A 16,543-nucleotide genomic window follows, 5' to 3' on the forward strand; every position below is an offset into this window, starting at 1 on the left:
AGCTAAAAGGGGATCAACAGTAATCCCCTCTTGGATCACCCCTGCCGTTCCGGCAACATTTTCGCTTTTTAACCAAACAACAGCAGCGAAAAAATTGCGACGGAAAATTATCCAGCTTTGAGCCGCGTTTTTAGCCTGTTTCAGCCTTATTCGAAAATGCTAACGCTTCAGATGGGAGTCTGATGTGAAGGATTCACGAATGTCGTGGTGGCATGGATGCCAAGGAACGACCCTTCCCCTCTAAAGCTAGCTGGCCGTCCATGGCCAACTCACGTCATTTTCTTCAACGGCCTCAAGTTCAGAGTTGAATTTGGGCGTTTGAAAGCTAAGACCAACTCGTTTTTGGACAGATATCAGTTAGTGCAAAGGGTCTAAAGGTAAGTAGTGGAATTAGTAAATGTATGGCGATAACATAAAGTTTATACTGAGCCCCACATATCATGACCTACTTCCGTGGCTTGGTACATAACATCCTAGTTATTGCTCTTTTCTTTCTGAAACAGGCAGGTCAAATAACACTCGGCAAGGCTCAAATCGGTCACTCTGTACCAGTTTTTCGATATCTGCATTGAGTCGCTTACTGGCCTCAAATTCGCCGAGTGTTTCCATGTTACTTAACCAACCTTTGGCTAGCTTTTCATTGGTAAGCAAGAATAGTTGTGTATAAGGGGGGCTGCGATGAACAGAATCCTGCATCATCTCTTCGCTCTGTTGTTGCAGTTCAAGCGCGGCTTTTACGTTATTTTCATCATCATGAACACCTTTTTGTATTCCAAAGCCGAACATCTGATTCATAAGGGTGCTAGGCCTTGTTATCAAGTTCCGCCCAAGTGTAAGGCAGGCGTTGGACTTTTTATAGTCATTCATCTCATTCTTGCACCACGTAGCTATTGGCGAGTATGGAGAAGTATTCGCAGCTTCAATACCAATGGCGCTGACTAAATTGGTGCCAAATTGACCGAATTGATTGTTCTCTGCTACTTGCATAAAAAGCTTGATACGTTTTGCATAATTGTTAGTAAAATAAGCACTTTCATCTAATTTGTTAATAGCGTCATATACTCGAACATCATCATTTCTAGCAGCGAAATAGGCCGTTGCAGCTAACCAAAAAGAACCATCATTTCTAATGGTCAGAGCCGCGCGATCAATCAACTCGGCACTACATATTTGATTCTCTATATCACTTGCGCATTCAGTTACAAGCGCTATCAGAGGTAATGGTGCATCAGGATTGCTCAGGCTAAATTGATTCAAGGTTTCTAACTTGGAACCATCTGTTGGGTTTGAAAATAATGCGTAAACAAGTTGCTCTTCAGTCAGACTAGATTCTACTAACCCGTCTACCATTGGTTTAGGATGATCCTCTTGACTACCATTCAATACATCAGCATCGATACCGCACTCCGCCAGTAAACCTTTAACTTCCGATTCTGATAGCTGCTTATATTCAGTTCTCTTTTTGGCTGCGTCTTTGGTTTCCTTTATGGCATGCTTTGTTAAACTTTTTCTAGGTTGTTCGGCATGATGTTGGGTAGTAATTTCGGTTATATTAACCTTGTTCTCTACTGGATGAGATTGATGCTCAAAATGGTTGAACAGCATAAATGCTCCAGTGAGTATGATGACTATTACTGGTATTAAAGTTTTCATTTTCGCAGCGAAGCTCCATTCGACTAAAAAAAGGATTTAAATAAGATACCTCAGCTTTAAAATCAAAGGAGGCAGAGACATTCATTTCGAGTACTTCCAATTTGCTTCATTACAAAAACTTGGTCAAGCCAGAGAAGCTTGAAACTCGTTTTGGCAATTTAGTGGGGTCAGGATAAACTTTTATAAAAAGTAATTTGAAACACTGGCTTTCTAAAACTTTTCTGTCCAGAAATGCGTTACGTATATTGCTTGCAACAGCCAAAATTCAACTCTGAATTTGAGGCCGTTGAAGACTCTTTATAAAAGAATACTTGAGCTAGCCATGGCCTTTCTAGCACATCTGACCGATAAGGATATTGGAAATGTCATTATGATGTCGGGAACATCATTGACCATGTGCTTCAAGGTATTTAGGCATCCTGCCTATCAGAGCGAACTAGCTTTGGAGGGGAAGCTCCATCTGAAGCGTTAGCATTTTCATTCTTTACCATAAAGAGTTGGCCGAAGAACACTCAGACGAAGTTAAAAGCTGGATTCAACCACGTCGCGAAATTTCGCAGCTATCGTTTGGTAACAAGAATGATAATTTTGATGTGGCGGCTAGGCCAATTCTTTAATAAAGAGTAAAGAGGGAACAGCCGTTGGTTTCCTCTTGGTCTGGTGTGGGCGAAGCGCCACGACGTTAGTGGCCGCAGGCCATAAAAATCGAAGAAAGACAAACTGGATCCCGGCTCAAAAGCACTGCCGGGATGACGGGTTTAATTAATCTTCTGAGCTGGTTTGATCTTCGTATTTACTCAGTTTATTGTACAAGGTTTTGACACTAATGCCGAGTTGTTTAGCTGTGTCATTTTTATTGCCATCGGTTTGATCTAGTGCTTGATAAATGGCCACTTTCTCAAGTTCATCTAAACGCATACCTGCGGGGATTTGGACATCGTCTTCAGCTGATTCGCTCGATGGTTCTAGCGGGTTAATATTGATGTGGCTGACATCAATAATATCGTCGGCGAGAATATAAGCGCGTTCGATGGCATGCTTTAACTCTCGTACATTACCTGGCCATTTTTGCTGTTGAATAAGCGCTAAGGCATCGTTGCTAAAGGTTTTGCTGAGCTTTTCTGCCGAGTTACGATAGGCCAAAAAGTGCTGAGCTAAGCCGCTTATGTCGTCGCCTCTGTCACGTAATGGCGGTACGCGAATTGGAAAGTGGGCTAAGCGAAAGTATAAGTCCTCGCGAAATTGTCCTTGCTCAATAGCCTTGGCGGGGTCGCGGTTGGTGGCGGCCACGATGCGTACATTGGCCTTTTTGACCTTTTGGCTGCCCACTTGTCGATATTCGTTATTTTCAAGCACCCGCAACAACTTCACTTGATGCTCGAGTGGCATTTCGGTGACTTCATCTAAAAATAGCGTGCCACCTTCAGCTTGTTCAAATACCCCTGAGTGATCTCGATTTGCCCCTGTAAACGCACCTTTTACATGGCCAAATAACTCGCTGTCGACTAACTCTGGGCTTAATGCGCCGCAGTTAATGGCAATAAAAGGCTCGTTAACTCGGCTGCTGGCTAAATGAATCGTATTTGCTACCAACTCTTTACCGGCTCCGCTTTCACCAATAATAAGCACATTGCTTTCGGTTACTGCCACCTTACGAGTGGTGCGATACAGTTTATGCATAGCGCGCGATGAACCCACAAGCAAACCGTATTGGTCTAGCTCGCTCGAAAAGGGTTGCTGCTTTTTGGTTGATTGCGAGACTAAATCCTGGGCAAAGTCTTCTAAGGTGTCGTCAATCAATGTCATGTCGTAGGGCTGACGGAAATGATACCCCGCGCCAGTTGCCATAAGCTTATCGAGATTTGGGTTAGGTTTGCCTTCGCTTAAAAAGATAAATTCGATATCAGACATTAACGCACTGTTGGCGATGTCTAAATAGTCTTGTTGGCTTAAGTTGGCGAGCTCAATAATGGCGACATCGACAGCATTGTCTTCAAGCTGAGCTAACCAGGGTTGGTCGACGCTGCTCGCAATCTTATTAAAATGCTGGCTGGCTGAAAGTTGTAACAGCTGCGTTTGAGTTTGCGGCTGGCGCAAATGATAAAAAAGTACTGGACGACCCATGCCGATGTTACTCCCTGTCTATTAATAACCACTGTAATCGGTGATGTAGATTTGACAATTAAAGGCGGTAATTTTTTCCTATTCGGCGTTTGTCCCGAGAACGTATTGCTAGCATAACAATTTAAAATCAACAGTTTAATTAAACTTTGTCAATGTGTATGAATTATGCAAGTCATCATAATGACTCAATATTACATTCATTAGCAAGTCATCAAGCGGGCTAACGAACTCAGTTAGTCGATGATAAGGAGATAGAGCCTTGATTATAAAGCAATCACATAGTGTCACTCACGATGGCAGCGACTTATGGTTATTAAATGAAGCGATTGATTTATGCCAGGCGGGGCAGCAATTTTATGCACAAGCCACTAAAGGGGTCATTGATTACAATATTAAGCGCATATTTAGTCATATGGCAGAGGTAAGAAAAGGCATGTTAAGCCGTTTAACGGCGCTTTTTAAGCAAGTAGAACCGCGCTACCCGCAAGTAATCGACAGTATTGACCATTTAACACCGCCACTGAGCCCCTATTATGCTGAGGCTGAAAAAGCCATCGCGCAAAACCGCATGACAAAAGCGATTAAGGTGCTGATTACCGCTGAGCAATATGTGTTAAGCCGCCTCAAGCTTGCCGCTAAGCGCGCGAATAGCCAACGTGTTACTAGGCAATTAGCAGAGGGTATTGCTTGGCTGCAAATCAGTTGTGACAGCATGAAAAACTTACCACTTAACGAGTCGAGCCAATCGCCATGAAATTTTTACATCAAGTCGGTAAAAAAGTCCGAAATTAAGTCACTATTATTGAAAGGTTTTCACAAATATTAATGATAAATCATTTTAAAACAGCAGCTTAATAAACTTGGCACAGTTCGCGCATTATCTAAGGTGTAATACAGGATTAACATTAACAATGGAGAATATCTTTATGAAAAAGACGACATTATCAGTATTAACAAGCATTGTTCTTGGTTCAATGGCATTCACTGCAAACGCAGCTCAAGATTGGCAGGATGATGCAAAAGATGCATGGATTGATGGTAAAGCTGAAACCACGTTATTGTTAAACACTAACCTTAACTCTTTTGATATTAATACCGACGTAACAGACGGCAACGTAACCTTAACCGGTAAAGTAAACAGCAGTGTTGATAAGGCACTGGCTGCAGAATTAGTCAAAAGTGTTGATGGCGTCAACGAGGTTAATAACGAATTAACCGTGATGAAACAACATCATGATAAAGACCATGACAGCGAAACGTTAGCCGAAACTTTAACTGACTCAAAAGTGGCTACTGTGGTGAAAACCCGCTTATTATTTTCAACTGACATTTCGGGTACCGAAATTGATGTTGACGTTGAAAACGGCGTAGTCACTTTAGAAGGTACAGTATCAAGTGACGCTGAACGCGATTTAGCCTTAACTATTGCTAAAAATACCGACGACGTTAAAAAGGTTGTCGATGAATTACGCATTACTGGGTAATCGTGATTGATTAGCGTACTATTAACCAGCCTGCGGGCTGGTTTTTTAATGGGGTCACTTTTAATGGGGGAGCAATGATATGCATGATGACAAAATAAGCCGTGGTTATTTGGCGCTATCATCGAGATATTTACCCGGCCTAGTTGTGGCAATGAGTGTGTTGTTAAGCGGATGCAGTAGCGTGTTATGCCAGGCACAAACAGATAAAGCGACCGATCCTTTAAGCCAATATGACCAGCAAAAACAATGTGAGCAATTGGTTAATCAACACATCGATGATGAACGTCGCCAGCAGCGTGCAGACACCCAACAACTGCTCGATGAGTCTATTAAGCAAAACACCCACTAATTATTCTCCCGCGGCTCACTCTCTGTTACTTGCTGTGTTGCTAATTACTGTTGTGAAATGTTGAGCCACAACTCATTGGCCGACTTTTTACTTAATCTGAATTCAGGTTATTTAGCTCCTTTTTAGGTCAACTCCCTTTACGCTAACCTCACTAATGTCTTTGCCTTTTAGTGCTTTTTATCTGCATCGAGCTCCCATGTTATCGGTAAACCGGAAACAAATAGACGACTGGTCTATTTTTGTTTATTGTAGCGAGCAAAATGGAGAGCTTATGAACAAAAATACCACCAGTAAACAGTCAATTTGCGCCGTCGGTGAAAAGCTATTTGCTTTACATGGATACAGCGCCGTGGGGATTAAACTTATTTTGGATGAAGTGGGCATTCCTAAAGGCTCGTTTTATCACTACTTTGCCAGTAAAGAAGCCTTTGCCGCTGAAGTCGCGCAATATTATTTTGACCACCGTATCGCCCCGATAGCCATGGATCCTAATGCTAATTTTAAAGCCAATATCACAGCGGTATTGAGCGGTTATCATCAACTGATCGATTTTTTGTTTAGTGACAGTCAACCCCGTGGGTGCTTAATGGGCAACTTAATGGTTGAAGTGAATCCGAAAATGACCTTGTTACATCAAACACTTAATCAACTGTTTGACCAGTGGTTGAATCTGTTTAACGCGCTTATTGAACAAGGTCAGCAGCAAGGATTTATTAAAACAGACATGAATGCCAGTGTATTATCGAACGTTTTTTGGTCAAATTGGCAAGGGACTATGCTACGCTGTCAAATTAAAGCAGATAAAACTGCAGCAAAACGCGCCATAGTGCAATGTATGCAACTGATTACTCGTTAGATTAAGCTTGATATCATTACTCAGTGGTTTATGACGTATTTTGTTATTTAAAGGTCTTTATATTTCGGTGATTTTTTTCGGGTCTTGGAGTGGGTCGAATTGGCTAAAGGATTATATAGTGTTGTATTAATGGTGTTGCTGTCTGCGTGTGCGTCTAACCCGCCAGTGGTTGTCGCCCCTAAGCCTGTGGTGGTGCCACCTATGCTTAAGCCGCAACCGCCTAAGTGGAGCGAGTCAAGCTTACTCAGTTTTCATGACCAATGGAAAGGCACGCCTTACCGGTTAGGCGGCTTAAGCCGTAACGGTATTGATTGTTCTGGTTTTGTATACTTGGCCTATCTTGATATTGTGGGCGACAAACTACCGCGCACGGTTAATGCTCAACGAACTTTAGGTAAAGATGTCCCACGAAATCAATTAATCATTGGTGATTTAGTTTTTTTAAAACCGGTAGAACAACTCGCCATGTGGGCATTTACATGGGGCAGGACAACTTTTTACATGCTTCTACCAAAAAAGGTGTGAAAATATCTAGCTTAAATAATGTTTATTGGAAGCCTCGTTATTGGTTTGCCAAGCGCTTAAAGCACCCAACTGAACAACAAAATATGTCGTTAGCGAGTTTAGTTGATTACGCCCAGTATCAAGATTAATCGTGAGCTGCATTTTAGATAGATATAAAAAAGGTAAACCGCAAGGTTTACCTTTTTTGCTTGTCAGCTTAATGGCTTAGCTAACGATTATGCTGCTACTGTTTTTGCGCGTTTTGCTAATGCGTAGTAAAACAGCGGCGTGAGCAGTAGACCAAATATGGTCACACCAATCATACCGGCAAACACTGCTACACCAATGGCTTGACGCATTTCTGACCCCGATCCACTCGAGAACACCATAGGCACTACACCCATAATAAAGGCGATAGAAGTCATTAGAATAGGGCGTAAACGTAATCTACCCGCTTCAAGAATGGCCTCTAATGGTGATAGACCTTCATCCTGCAGTTCTTTAGCAAACTCAACAATCAAGATAGCGTTCTTGGTGGCCAGCCCTACAAGAACGATCAGCCCAATTTGAGTAAAGATGTTGTTGTCGCCACCGAAAAGTAATACCCCGCTTAATGCTGACAATAAGGTCATCGGAATAATTAAGATAATCGCTAATGGTAAGCTTAAGCTTTCATACTGAGCAGCCAACACCATAAACACTAATAAAATGATCAGTGGGAAAATATATGCACCTGCATTACCCGCCAAAATCTGTTGATAAGTAATATCAGTCCACTCGTAGCTCATTCCATTAGGCAAGGTTTCAGCCAAAATTTTCTCAATTGCAGCTTGCGCTTCACCACTGCTAAAGCCTGGCGCAGCACCGCCATTTATCTCTGCTGTTGTGAAGCCGTTATAGTGCATAACACGGTCTGATCCCGCAACATTAGCAATGTTTATAAATGAGCCTATAGGCACCATTTCACCTTGGATGTTACGAACTTTTAATTGAGATATTTGTTCTGGTGTTTGTCTAAACTGCTCATCTGCTTGCACTTTTACTTGATAAGTACGACCAAACTGATTGAAGTCGTTAGCGTACACAGAACCTAAATAGCCCTCTAATGTCGAAAATAGTTCGTCCAATGACACCGATTGCTGTTTAGCTTTAGTACGGTCGATGTCAACTTCAAGTTGCGGTACATTGACTTGATACCCAGAGAAAATCCCCGCCAACTCAGGTGTTGCTCTGGCTTTTTGTACCACTTGCATAGTGACTTTATACAATTCTTCATAGCCATAGTTTGCTCTATCTTGAATCTGTAATTTAAAGCCACCAATAGTCCCTAAACCGCGTACTGGTGGTGGTGGAAATATGGCAATAAATGCACCATCAATGGCGGCAAATTTTTGGTTTAATGCCGCAGCAATAGCCCCTGCTGATAACGATGGATCTTTACGGTCGGCAAAGTCATCTAGTGGGGTAAACAAAATTGCGCTGTTAGTGCTGTTAGTAAAGCCGTTAATGCTTAAGCCTGGAAACGCCACTGCATGTGCAACTCCCGGTTGCTCTAGCGCAATCCCTGCCATTTGTTTCACGATGGCTTCGGTGCGATCAAGCGATGCCGCGTCGGGTAATTGTGCAAAGGCAATTAAGTACTGCTTGTCTTGCCCAGGTACGTAACCCGTTGGCGTGCTGGCAAACTGTAAGCCCGTTAAGCCAACTAAGCCGATATACAGCACGCCGGCAACTACACCAAAACGAATGACTTTTTTTACTACCCAACCATAACCGTCTGATAAGCGCGCAAAGAAACGGTTAAAAGGAGTAAATAACCAACCGCCAAGCATTTTATCCATGCCGCGGGTAAGGAAGTCTTGTTTATCGTCATGGCTTTTAAGCAATAATGCCGATAATGCAGGGCTTAAGGTTAGTGAGTTTATTGCCGAAATAAAAGTAGATATGGTAATGGTTAAGGCAAATTGTTTATAAAATTGGCCTGTTAAACCTGACATAAATGCCGTTGGAATAAATACCGCGGCTAGCACCAGTGTGGTAGCGATAATCGGACCGGTCACTTCTTTCATGGCTTTTTGTGTTGCCGCTAAAGGTGATAAGCCTTCTTCGATATTACGCTCAACGTTTTCGACTACAACGATGGCGTCATCGACCACAATACCGATGGCAAGCACTAAACCAAACAGTGATAAAGCATTAAGCGAAAAGCCCATTAAGTGCATAAAGGCAAAAGTACCCACAAGTGATACAGGTACTGCCACTAATGGAATAATTGAGGCGCGCCAGGTTTGTAAAAACAGCACCACAACCAATACCACCAGTAAAATGGCTTCTAGTAAGGTTTTAACTACAGCTTCAATCGAGCCGCGTACGAATACCGTTGGGTCATATACGATGTCGTAGGTTAGGCCTTCAGGGAAAGATGCTGATAGCTCTTTCATTTTGGCTCGTACATCATCAGAAATTTGAATCGCATTCGAACCTGATGCTTGGAACACTGGTAGTGCTGCAGCGTCTTTATTGTCTAACATAGAACGTAATGCGTAACTTGCAGCGCCTAATTCAATGCGGGCGACATCTTTTAAACGGGTAATTTGTCCCTGCTCGCCCACGTTAATGATTATTTGTTCAAATTCTTCAACTTCAGTTAAACGACCTTTAATATTGATCAGTAATTGAAAGTCACTAGTGCCACTAGGTTGAGCACCTAAACTGCCTGCTGCCGCTTGTTGGTTTTGCTCGCGAATGGCTGCAACGACATTATTAGGAGACATTCCAAGTGTTGCCAATTTATTGGGGTCTAACCACACTCGCATGCTGTAGTCACCCGCGCCAAATACGCGCACAGCACCCACACCATTAATTCGCGCAAGTTCATCTTTGACTTTTAACACCGCGTAGTTGGACAAATACAACATGTCATAACGCTTATCTGGTGAGGTTAAATGCACCACCATGGTTAAGTCTGGAGACGATTTCTCGGTCACAATCCCCAAGCGTTGTACTTCTTCTGGTAAGCGCGGTTTTGCGCGTTCAACACGGCTTTGTACCTGGGTTTGGGCTAAATCAACATCGGTACCAATGGCAAAGGTAATGGTTAATGTCATGCGGCCATCGGAGGTGGCTTGAGATGACATGTAAAGCATGTTTTCAACGCCGTTAATTTCTTGTTCCAGCGGTGATGCAACCGTTTCGGCAATGACTTTCGGATTGGCGCCAGGGTAGTTAGCAGTAACAACAATTGTTGGCGGCACAACTTCAGGGTATTCAGTGATCGGTAATTGCCAAACTGCTATAGCGCCACAAATAAAAAATAATAACGACAAAACCGCAGCAAAAATCGGTCTTTTAATGAAAAATTGAGACAACATTGTGTATTCCTTAGCCTTGACTAGCATCATCAATAATTTGTGCTGTGAGTGGCTGATTATCAAATAGCAATTGTGCTTGGTGCAGCGCTTCTATTTGGCTGCTATCAGCCATATCGGTCAATTTAGGGGTAATGGTTACACTAGGACGTACTTTTTGCAGACTGTTAACCACAATTTTGTCGTCTGGCTGTAAACCTGCAGTAATAATGCGTAAACCTTGAATTTTCTCGCCTAAAGTTACGCCGCGATATTCAAGGGTGTTTTGCTCGTTTACTATTAATACATACTTGTTGTTTAGGTCAGTAAAAATGGCTTTGTCATCAATTAAAATGCCTTGATATGAAGCACTACCAGCAATGCTGACACGAGCAAATAGGCCTGGTATTAATAGATTGTCAGGGTTAGAAAATGTAGCGCGTACCCGGATAGTACCTGTTTGCTGATTGACTGTGTTATCAACAAAATCGATCACACCTTGATGAGTAAACTCGGTTTCATTGGCGAGAGCCATTAATACTGTGTTGTTACCTGAGCGTGGATCCTGGCGCTTATTTTCGCCCGATAGCGAAGCATATTTAAGGTACGTTTGCTCGTCGATATCAAAGTAGGCATGCATATTTGCCGTTGAAACCAAGCTGGTGAGCTGGGTTTGTCCCGCTGTTACATAGTTACCTGCGGTTTCGTTGGCGTAAGACACGCGGCCAGAAATGGGCGCGGTAACCTGAGCGTATTCAAGGTTTAATTTTGCGCTGGTTAATGCCGCTTTTACTGAGGCCACTGCCGCTGCGGTTTGGTGCATTGTGCTACGGCGAGTGTCAATTAACTCTTCTGATACTGCTTGTTGATTAAACAATTTATTGGCACGGTCAAAGTCGTTTTTAGCCAGTTCATGTGCCGAGTTTGCACTGGTGAGTTCAGCTTGAAGACGCTCCACTTCTGCAGTAAAGACTTTGGCGTCAATGGTAAACAGCACATCGCCTTTGTTTACGAGTGCACCTTCTGTAAAGTTTACCGACTCAATGTAACCCGAAACGCGCGGTACCAGGGTGACTTCTTCTGGAGCTTGTAGGCGTCCGGTAAATTGATCCCATTCGGTAATGCGCTCGTGCAATACGTTAGCAACATTCACTTCAGGGGCGGCAGGTGCAGCACCAGCTTGTTGTGCTGCAGGTTGTTGCCCACAAGCCACTAGCAGTACTGCCATTAGGCTGACTAACAAAGTAGATTGAATTGATTTAAACATAGTCATGTTGCTGTCCTCTAATCAATAGCGTTTATGTCATTTAACAGGCTATTGGTTGCGTTACTTTTTTGTCTGTGGCTAGGTTTTGTACCGGTTGGTATAAATTGTTCTGTACCGAACGGTAATATATAGATTAAAATACCCTTGTCAATGCGTTTTGTACCGATGGGTATCAAATTATTTTGACCAGGCGTTCAATTAGCTGATTGTTAAGCCAAGAATACAGTGGAATAGCGTGATTAATTGCAATGAAATAGCGTTTATTAATGCTTGAAGGGTAGTCTAAGTAGTGACTAGCCTGTATGTTATTAACTTTATTGGGGTTAATTCTATGTTAAAATATGCGGGTTATTGATCATAAAAAATTCTGTTTAAGATTATGATAAATATAGGTTCGTTAATGTAAGAGGTACTGTTTATGACAACATCAAAAGCCGCTTGTGTTGGTCGCCCACGTGGGTTCGATATCGACTTGGCGTTAGAGCAAGCGCTTAATGTGTTTTGGCGTAATGGTTATGAAGGAACTTCTTTAAACGAGCTAACCGAGGCGATGGGCATTAAAAAACCCAGCCTTTATGCTGCCTTTGGCAATAAAGAACAGTTATTTTTAAAAGCCATTGAGCTTTATGAAAACCGTCCAGATGCTTTATTTAATACCGCTTTTAAACATGCACACATCGCTGATGTTTTCCGCGGCTTATTATTTGGTGCTGCAGCCAAGTTTACTGATTGTAGCCATCCGCAAGGTTGTGCATTAATCAACAGCACCCTTTCTTGCACTGAAGCGAGTGAGTCTATTAAGCAAGCTGTTTTAGAGCGTAAAGCGAGTAATAAACAAAAGTTAATCGCACGATTAGAACAAGCCAAAGTTCAAGGTGAACTCAATGCGAATTGCCAGCCTGAAGTGTTAGCTCGATTCATTAGTATTTTGCTTCAAGGAATGTCGGTACAGGCGTCTGAAGGTGCAAGTGTTGATGAGTTGCAACAGGTTGCTGCCATGGCTGCTGAAGGTATTTTAACGGTTTGCGTTAAGCGTTAATGTTTTATAAGTTTTCAGCTTTAAACGTCTAAAGCTTTAAACGCCTATAAGCCTTAACGTAAGCAGGGTTGTAAACTCAACATAAGCATTGGAACTGATACTGATACTGATACTGCACGAGCCATGGCTGGCAGTATCAATGTTGCGGGGACATTAACAGCCGCTGGTGGTTAGGCTGTAAAAGGCAGGTTCGGTTTCTGCCGAGTCAACATTGTATTGTAAGTGGCAACTACTGCTTATGTTGTACCCCTGAGGGAAAATGAATGTGCCGCTATTTGGAATATCATACAAACCCCAGTCAGCACTAAACTCACTCGTTGCATCAGTCATTGTCTCAAATGATCCTTCTAACGCTAATGGCAGATTGGCTGGTGAAGAAGTTATGTATCCTACAGTTGTACTCACAGCACTACCATTCAATGTCACCGAACCAGGCTCGAGTTTTTCCTGACCAGCCAATACGGCTTTTGAATACACCAGAGTGTTAGCCGACTTTAATGCACCTTGTAAGCCATTTAAATTGGCAATGACCGCATCACTTTTTAAGTTTATAAACTTCGGCGCGGCGACTACCGCTAAAATCCCTAAAATAATAATCACTACCACTAATTCAATGAGGGTAAAACCACGTTGTTGTTTTTGCATAGTAAATCCAATGTTCTAATAGCTGCGATTAGTATAATTAATACTTTTGCCAGTGTCATTGTTTGAGTCAGTTTGCATTTATCGGTGAGTGACTTTGTGATGTCGATGTTTTTTGGTAGATTAGCAAGCTATAACAGCATTACTGATTTAACCTCACCGCGAACCGAGGTTAATCACCCCCACAATTAGGGAAAGATTACCATGAGCAAAGCTAAAATCGGCATCGTGACAGTAAGCGACCGTGCCAGCGCTGGCGTATATGAAGACTTGTCTGGCAAAGCCATTATTGATGTATTAAATGAGTATTTAACCTCTGAGTGGGAGCCTGTGTATAAGGTGATCCCAGATGAGCAAGACGTGATTGAAGCAACCCTGATTGATTTGGCCGACAACCAAGATTGCTGCTTAATTGTTACTACAGGCGGCACTGGTACCAGCTAAACGCGATGTGACTCCAGAAGCAACTGAAGCCGTGTGCGATAGAATGATGCCTGGCTTTGGTGAATTAATGCGCGCAGAGTCATTAAAATTTGTGCCAACGGCAATTTTGTCGCGCCAAACTGCGGGACTACGGGCTGATTCGTTAATTGTGAACTTACCGGGCAAACCTAAGTCTATCCGCGAATGTTTAGATGCAGTGTTCCCAGCCATTCCGTATTGCATCGACTTAATGGATGCTACCATTTTTAGAGTGTGATGAAGCGGTAATTAAGCCGTTTAGACCTAAAGCGAAGTAAAAGCTAGCTGATATTGCAGAGACATTATTTTAACCTCAACTCTGGATAAGAGATGTATTGATAACGATATAAATCAATAGATTGACTAAAATCCACTGTCAAGCTTGTAATTTGTTTTGCTAACAAGGCGAATTACCGCGTCAATAGCTAGCCTATTGCAAGTTAATTCAACGCAGTGAGGAAGGCAAAGGACTGCTTGAAAGGCGTTTGTTATCCAGAGCTGAGGTTATTTTAATAACCACAGCTTTATTTCAAAAGAATGCCGTCAAATATGACGGCATTTTTATGTCTGGATATGCTTGCTGGCAAAGGTTGGTATGAGCGACCGATTAGCAACATTACAAGTTTTTAAACTGTTGCTTGAGCTCAAAGTCGTTGTCGGTTACCAATCTTTCCAGCACTTGTATGCGCTCAATCAGTGCCTGGTTTTGTGCTTTCATGTCAGCCAGACCATCGACTTCTGCTTTTTGCTTATGCTTTAAATACTGTTTAAACATTTCTGATGCTGTGGTACCGACAATGATGATAAATACCAGTGCGATAATCGCCATATCTTCGTTCATAATCACTCCTTAATTGCCTAACTTTGCATGATGTCCAGCCTTAACGGTTAGTTGGCTAAGGCTGGATGACACTTAGCTGGTTGTATCAGTTGTTGTTACAACACTTATAATCCAAAGACCACTTTTTCACTTTTTAATGACTTTTCTAACCCGGCCGCAAGGGCTACTGCAATGATTAAGGTGGCCACTGATGACACGACTAACTGCATCATTGGAATTTCGCGACCTTTAATAAAGTCCATTAATGCTTGTTGCTGTCCAGATACCGGTAACCACTGCAATACGTCTGGGGCAATGTTGTAGCTGGCTGCCATTGACAGTGCCAGCGGCACAAATAACACCATGGTTAAGTATGACTGAGCTTCTTTAAATGTTTTGGCCATAAACGACACATACAATTGTAATGTTGCTGCCATTAACGCTACAGGAATACCGATTAACAACATTAACCCCATAAAGTCATGGCTGATGTTGACGGTAAAGCCAATTTGTTGCCAAGGCACAAAAGGATACGCCACCTTAGACACTAGCAAGATTAAGATTAATCCCAGCATCGCAAAGCAGGTCACGGCGATAATTTTGCCCAACACCAATTGGCGGGTGCTCATTGGGTGGCTAAGTAGCAAGGCCAGTGAGTTACGTTCACGTTCGCCGGCACTGGTGTCGATTGCTAGGTTCATGCCTGAAATAAACACCGAATACATCATGGTGAAAATGGCGATACCCAAAATCATTCCGCCTTTTGAATCTGCGGTGGCCTTGTCTTCAACATTGATTTTGATTGGCTGGGTAATGCTTGGGTTAATCCCGCGGGCAATTAAGCGTAAGCTGCCCATTTCTGCACTGTAAGCCTGTAACTGCAACTCAAGACGGCGGATAGACTTTTGGATCTTTTCATCTGAGTTATCGGCAACTAATAACACTTCTGCAGGCTTAGCTTTCGCCATGTTGGCGGCATAATCGTCACTAATGGTTAAGGTGATTTTATTCGCCTGTTCATCGTCTGCGTGATTAATGCCGTTATTGCTGAGGTAGCGCACTAAATCTGGTGCGTTATTGGCATTTTTAATGTTGATGTTAAGATCTTCTGGGCTAGATAGTTGGCCAATTAACACCATAAATAGGCCACACATGATCAGTGGCGTACCGATGGCGTAATATAAACCTGCCATCACTGAGCGTTTGTCTCGTGCGGCATCGATAAGCTCTTTGCGCACCATTGCGAGTATCATTTTCATTATGCTGCAATCCCTTCGTCAGTACCGATAAGTTCGATAAATGCATCTTCTAGTGAGTCTTTGCCCGTTTGCTGACACAGTTCGTCAGGGCTGCCAATGGCGACCACTTTGCCGTTTGCCATTACAATTACGCGGTCACATAAAGCGGCAACTTCTTGCATTACGTGGCTTGAAAACAACACACAATGCCCTTGTGCTTTTAGTTGTAATAAAATGTCGCGCAGTAAGCGGGTGCTCATCACATCAAGTCCGCGGGTGGGCTCATCTAAAATGATGTTGCTTGGCTGATGCACTATGGCTTGCGCCAATGCGGTTTTCATCCGTTGGCCTTGTGAGAAGCCTTTGCAACGACGGTCGCTAATGTCTTCTAGCTTTAATTGGGCTATGACATTGGCGGTGGCTTCTTTGGCTTGTTTGCGCGACATACCGCTTAGCTCGGCAAAGAAACTAATGTATTCACGTGGCGTAAGGCGTTCGTACAAGCCAAATGGATCGGGGAATAATCCTAATTGTTTTTTTGCGCCTATTGGGTCAACAGCGACGTCAATTTTGTCAACAGTTGCGATGCCTGAGTCTGGTTTGAGTAAACCAAACAAGGTGCGTAAACAGGTGGTCTTACCGGCGCCATTTGGCTTCAAGTAAACCAGTGATTTGGCCATTTTCGGCGCTAAAACTTAAATCGTCTAACGCCTGCACATCGCCAATTTTTTTGGTTAAGTTTGCAACAGTAATCATGA

Annotated in this window: 12 protein-coding genes and 3 pseudogenes; 7 read left to right on the forward strand and 8 right to left on the reverse strand. The window is 42.8% G+C overall.

Going from position 1 to position 16,543, the window contains the following annotated elements:
* Nucleotides 1–477 precede the first annotated feature (477 nt).
* Together N4T56_RS20255 and N4T56_RS20260 are read right to left on the reverse strand one after the other, a co-directional pair.
* On the reverse strand, nucleotides 478–1,653 hold the full coding sequence (locus tag N4T56_RS20255) for a hypothetical protein (protein WP_261734449.1): 1,176 nt from the start codon (nucleotides 1,651–1,653) through the stop codon (nucleotides 478–480).
* 762 nt (nucleotides 1,654–2,415) lie between these two features.
* On the reverse strand, nucleotides 2,416–3,777 hold the full coding sequence (locus N4T56_RS20260) for a sigma-54 interaction domain-containing protein (protein WP_261734450.1): 1,362 nt from the start codon (nucleotides 3,775–3,777) through the stop codon (nucleotides 2,416–2,418).
* A gap of 259 nt (nucleotides 3,778–4,036) precedes the next feature.
* On the opposite strand from N4T56_RS20260, the gene N4T56_RS20265 reads away from it, so the two are divergent.
* From N4T56_RS20265 to N4T56_RS20285, 5 genes and pseudogenes are all read left to right on the forward strand, one after another.
* Nucleotides 4,037–4,531: a glutamyl-tRNA reductase gene (locus N4T56_RS20265; protein WP_261734451.1), complete on the forward strand. Its 495-nt coding sequence runs from the start codon at nucleotides 4,037–4,039 to the stop codon at nucleotides 4,529–4,531.
* Between the two features lie 172 nt (nucleotides 4,532–4,703).
* Nucleotides 4,704–5,261, forward strand: a complete 558-nt coding sequence (locus tag N4T56_RS20270) for a BON domain-containing protein (RefSeq protein ID WP_261734452.1) — start codon at nucleotides 4,704–4,706, stop codon at nucleotides 5,259–5,261.
* Nucleotides 5,262–5,340: 79 nt separating this feature from the next.
* Nucleotides 5,341–5,610: a hypothetical protein gene (locus N4T56_RS20275; RefSeq protein WP_188738978.1), complete on the forward strand. Its 270-nt coding sequence runs from the start codon at nucleotides 5,341–5,343 to the stop codon at nucleotides 5,608–5,610.
* Between the two features lie 271 nt (nucleotides 5,611–5,881).
* The gene (locus tag N4T56_RS20280; RefSeq protein ID WP_261734453.1) at nucleotides 5,882–6,466 is read left to right on the forward strand and encodes a TetR/AcrR family transcriptional regulator; all 585 of its coding nucleotides are present in this window, start codon (nucleotides 5,882–5,884) and stop codon (nucleotides 6,464–6,466) included.
* 129 nt (nucleotides 6,467–6,595) lie between these two features.
* Nucleotides 6,596–7,119, forward strand: a pseudogene (locus tag N4T56_RS20285) (NlpC/P60 family protein).
* A gap of 87 nt (nucleotides 7,120–7,206) precedes the next feature.
* Here the strand turns inward: N4T56_RS20285 and N4T56_RS20290 are convergent.
* Together N4T56_RS20290 and N4T56_RS20295 are read right to left on the reverse strand one after the other, a co-directional pair.
* Nucleotides 7,207–10,341 (reverse strand): efflux RND transporter permease subunit, encoded by a 3,135-nt coding sequence (locus N4T56_RS20290; protein ID WP_261734454.1) that lies wholly within the window; start codon nucleotides 10,339–10,341, stop codon nucleotides 7,207–7,209.
* Nucleotides 10,342–10,351: 10 nt separating this feature from the next.
* The gene (locus tag N4T56_RS20295; protein WP_261734455.1) at nucleotides 10,352–11,590 is read right to left on the reverse strand and encodes an efflux RND transporter periplasmic adaptor subunit; all 1,239 of its coding nucleotides are present in this window, start codon (nucleotides 11,588–11,590) and stop codon (nucleotides 10,352–10,354) included.
* A gap of 412 nt (nucleotides 11,591–12,002) precedes the next feature.
* Between N4T56_RS20295 and N4T56_RS20300 the strand changes: the two genes are divergently transcribed.
* Complete coding sequence (locus N4T56_RS20300) at nucleotides 12,003–12,623, forward strand: TetR/AcrR family transcriptional regulator (RefSeq protein WP_261734456.1); 621 nt, start codon at nucleotides 12,003–12,005, stop codon at nucleotides 12,621–12,623.
* A gap of 153 nt (nucleotides 12,624–12,776) precedes the next feature.
* Here the strand turns inward: N4T56_RS20300 and N4T56_RS20305 are convergent, their stop codons facing one another.
* Nucleotides 12,777–13,268: a prepilin-type N-terminal cleavage/methylation domain-containing protein gene (locus N4T56_RS20305; RefSeq protein WP_261734457.1), complete on the reverse strand. Its 492-nt coding sequence runs from the start codon at nucleotides 13,266–13,268 to the stop codon at nucleotides 12,777–12,779.
* 201 nt (nucleotides 13,269–13,469) lie between these two features.
* Here N4T56_RS20305 and mog point away from each other — a divergent pair.
* A pseudogene (gene mog, locus N4T56_RS20310) lies at nucleotides 13,470–14,005 on the forward strand (molybdopterin adenylyltransferase).
* 338 nt (nucleotides 14,006–14,343) lie between these two features.
* On the opposite strand, the gene N4T56_RS20315 reads toward mog, so the two are convergent.
* The 3 genes and pseudogenes from N4T56_RS20315 to N4T56_RS20325 all read right to left on the reverse strand — a co-directional run bounded on the left by N4T56_RS20315 (nucleotide 14,344) and on the right by N4T56_RS20325 (nucleotide 16,541).
* Nucleotides 14,344–14,568, reverse strand: a complete 225-nt coding sequence (locus N4T56_RS20315) for a hypothetical protein (RefSeq protein ID WP_261734458.1) — start codon at nucleotides 14,566–14,568, stop codon at nucleotides 14,344–14,346.
* 104 nt (nucleotides 14,569–14,672) lie between these two features.
* Nucleotides 14,673–15,806 (reverse strand): ABC transporter permease, encoded by a 1,134-nt coding sequence (locus N4T56_RS20320; protein ID WP_261734459.1) that lies wholly within the window; start codon nucleotides 15,804–15,806, stop codon nucleotides 14,673–14,675.
* Nucleotides 15,806–16,541: pseudogene (locus tag N4T56_RS20325) on the reverse strand (ABC transporter ATP-binding protein). The gene N4T56_RS20320 and the pseudogene N4T56_RS20325 overlap by 1 nt, the downstream one beginning before the upstream one ends.
* Between the last annotated feature and the right edge of the window lie 2 nt (nucleotides 16,542–16,543).

This window comes from Shewanella phaeophyticola, from assembly GCF_025398315.1.
Classification (GTDB): domain Bacteria; phylum Pseudomonadota; class Gammaproteobacteria; order Enterobacterales; family Shewanellaceae; genus Shewanella; species Shewanella phaeophyticola.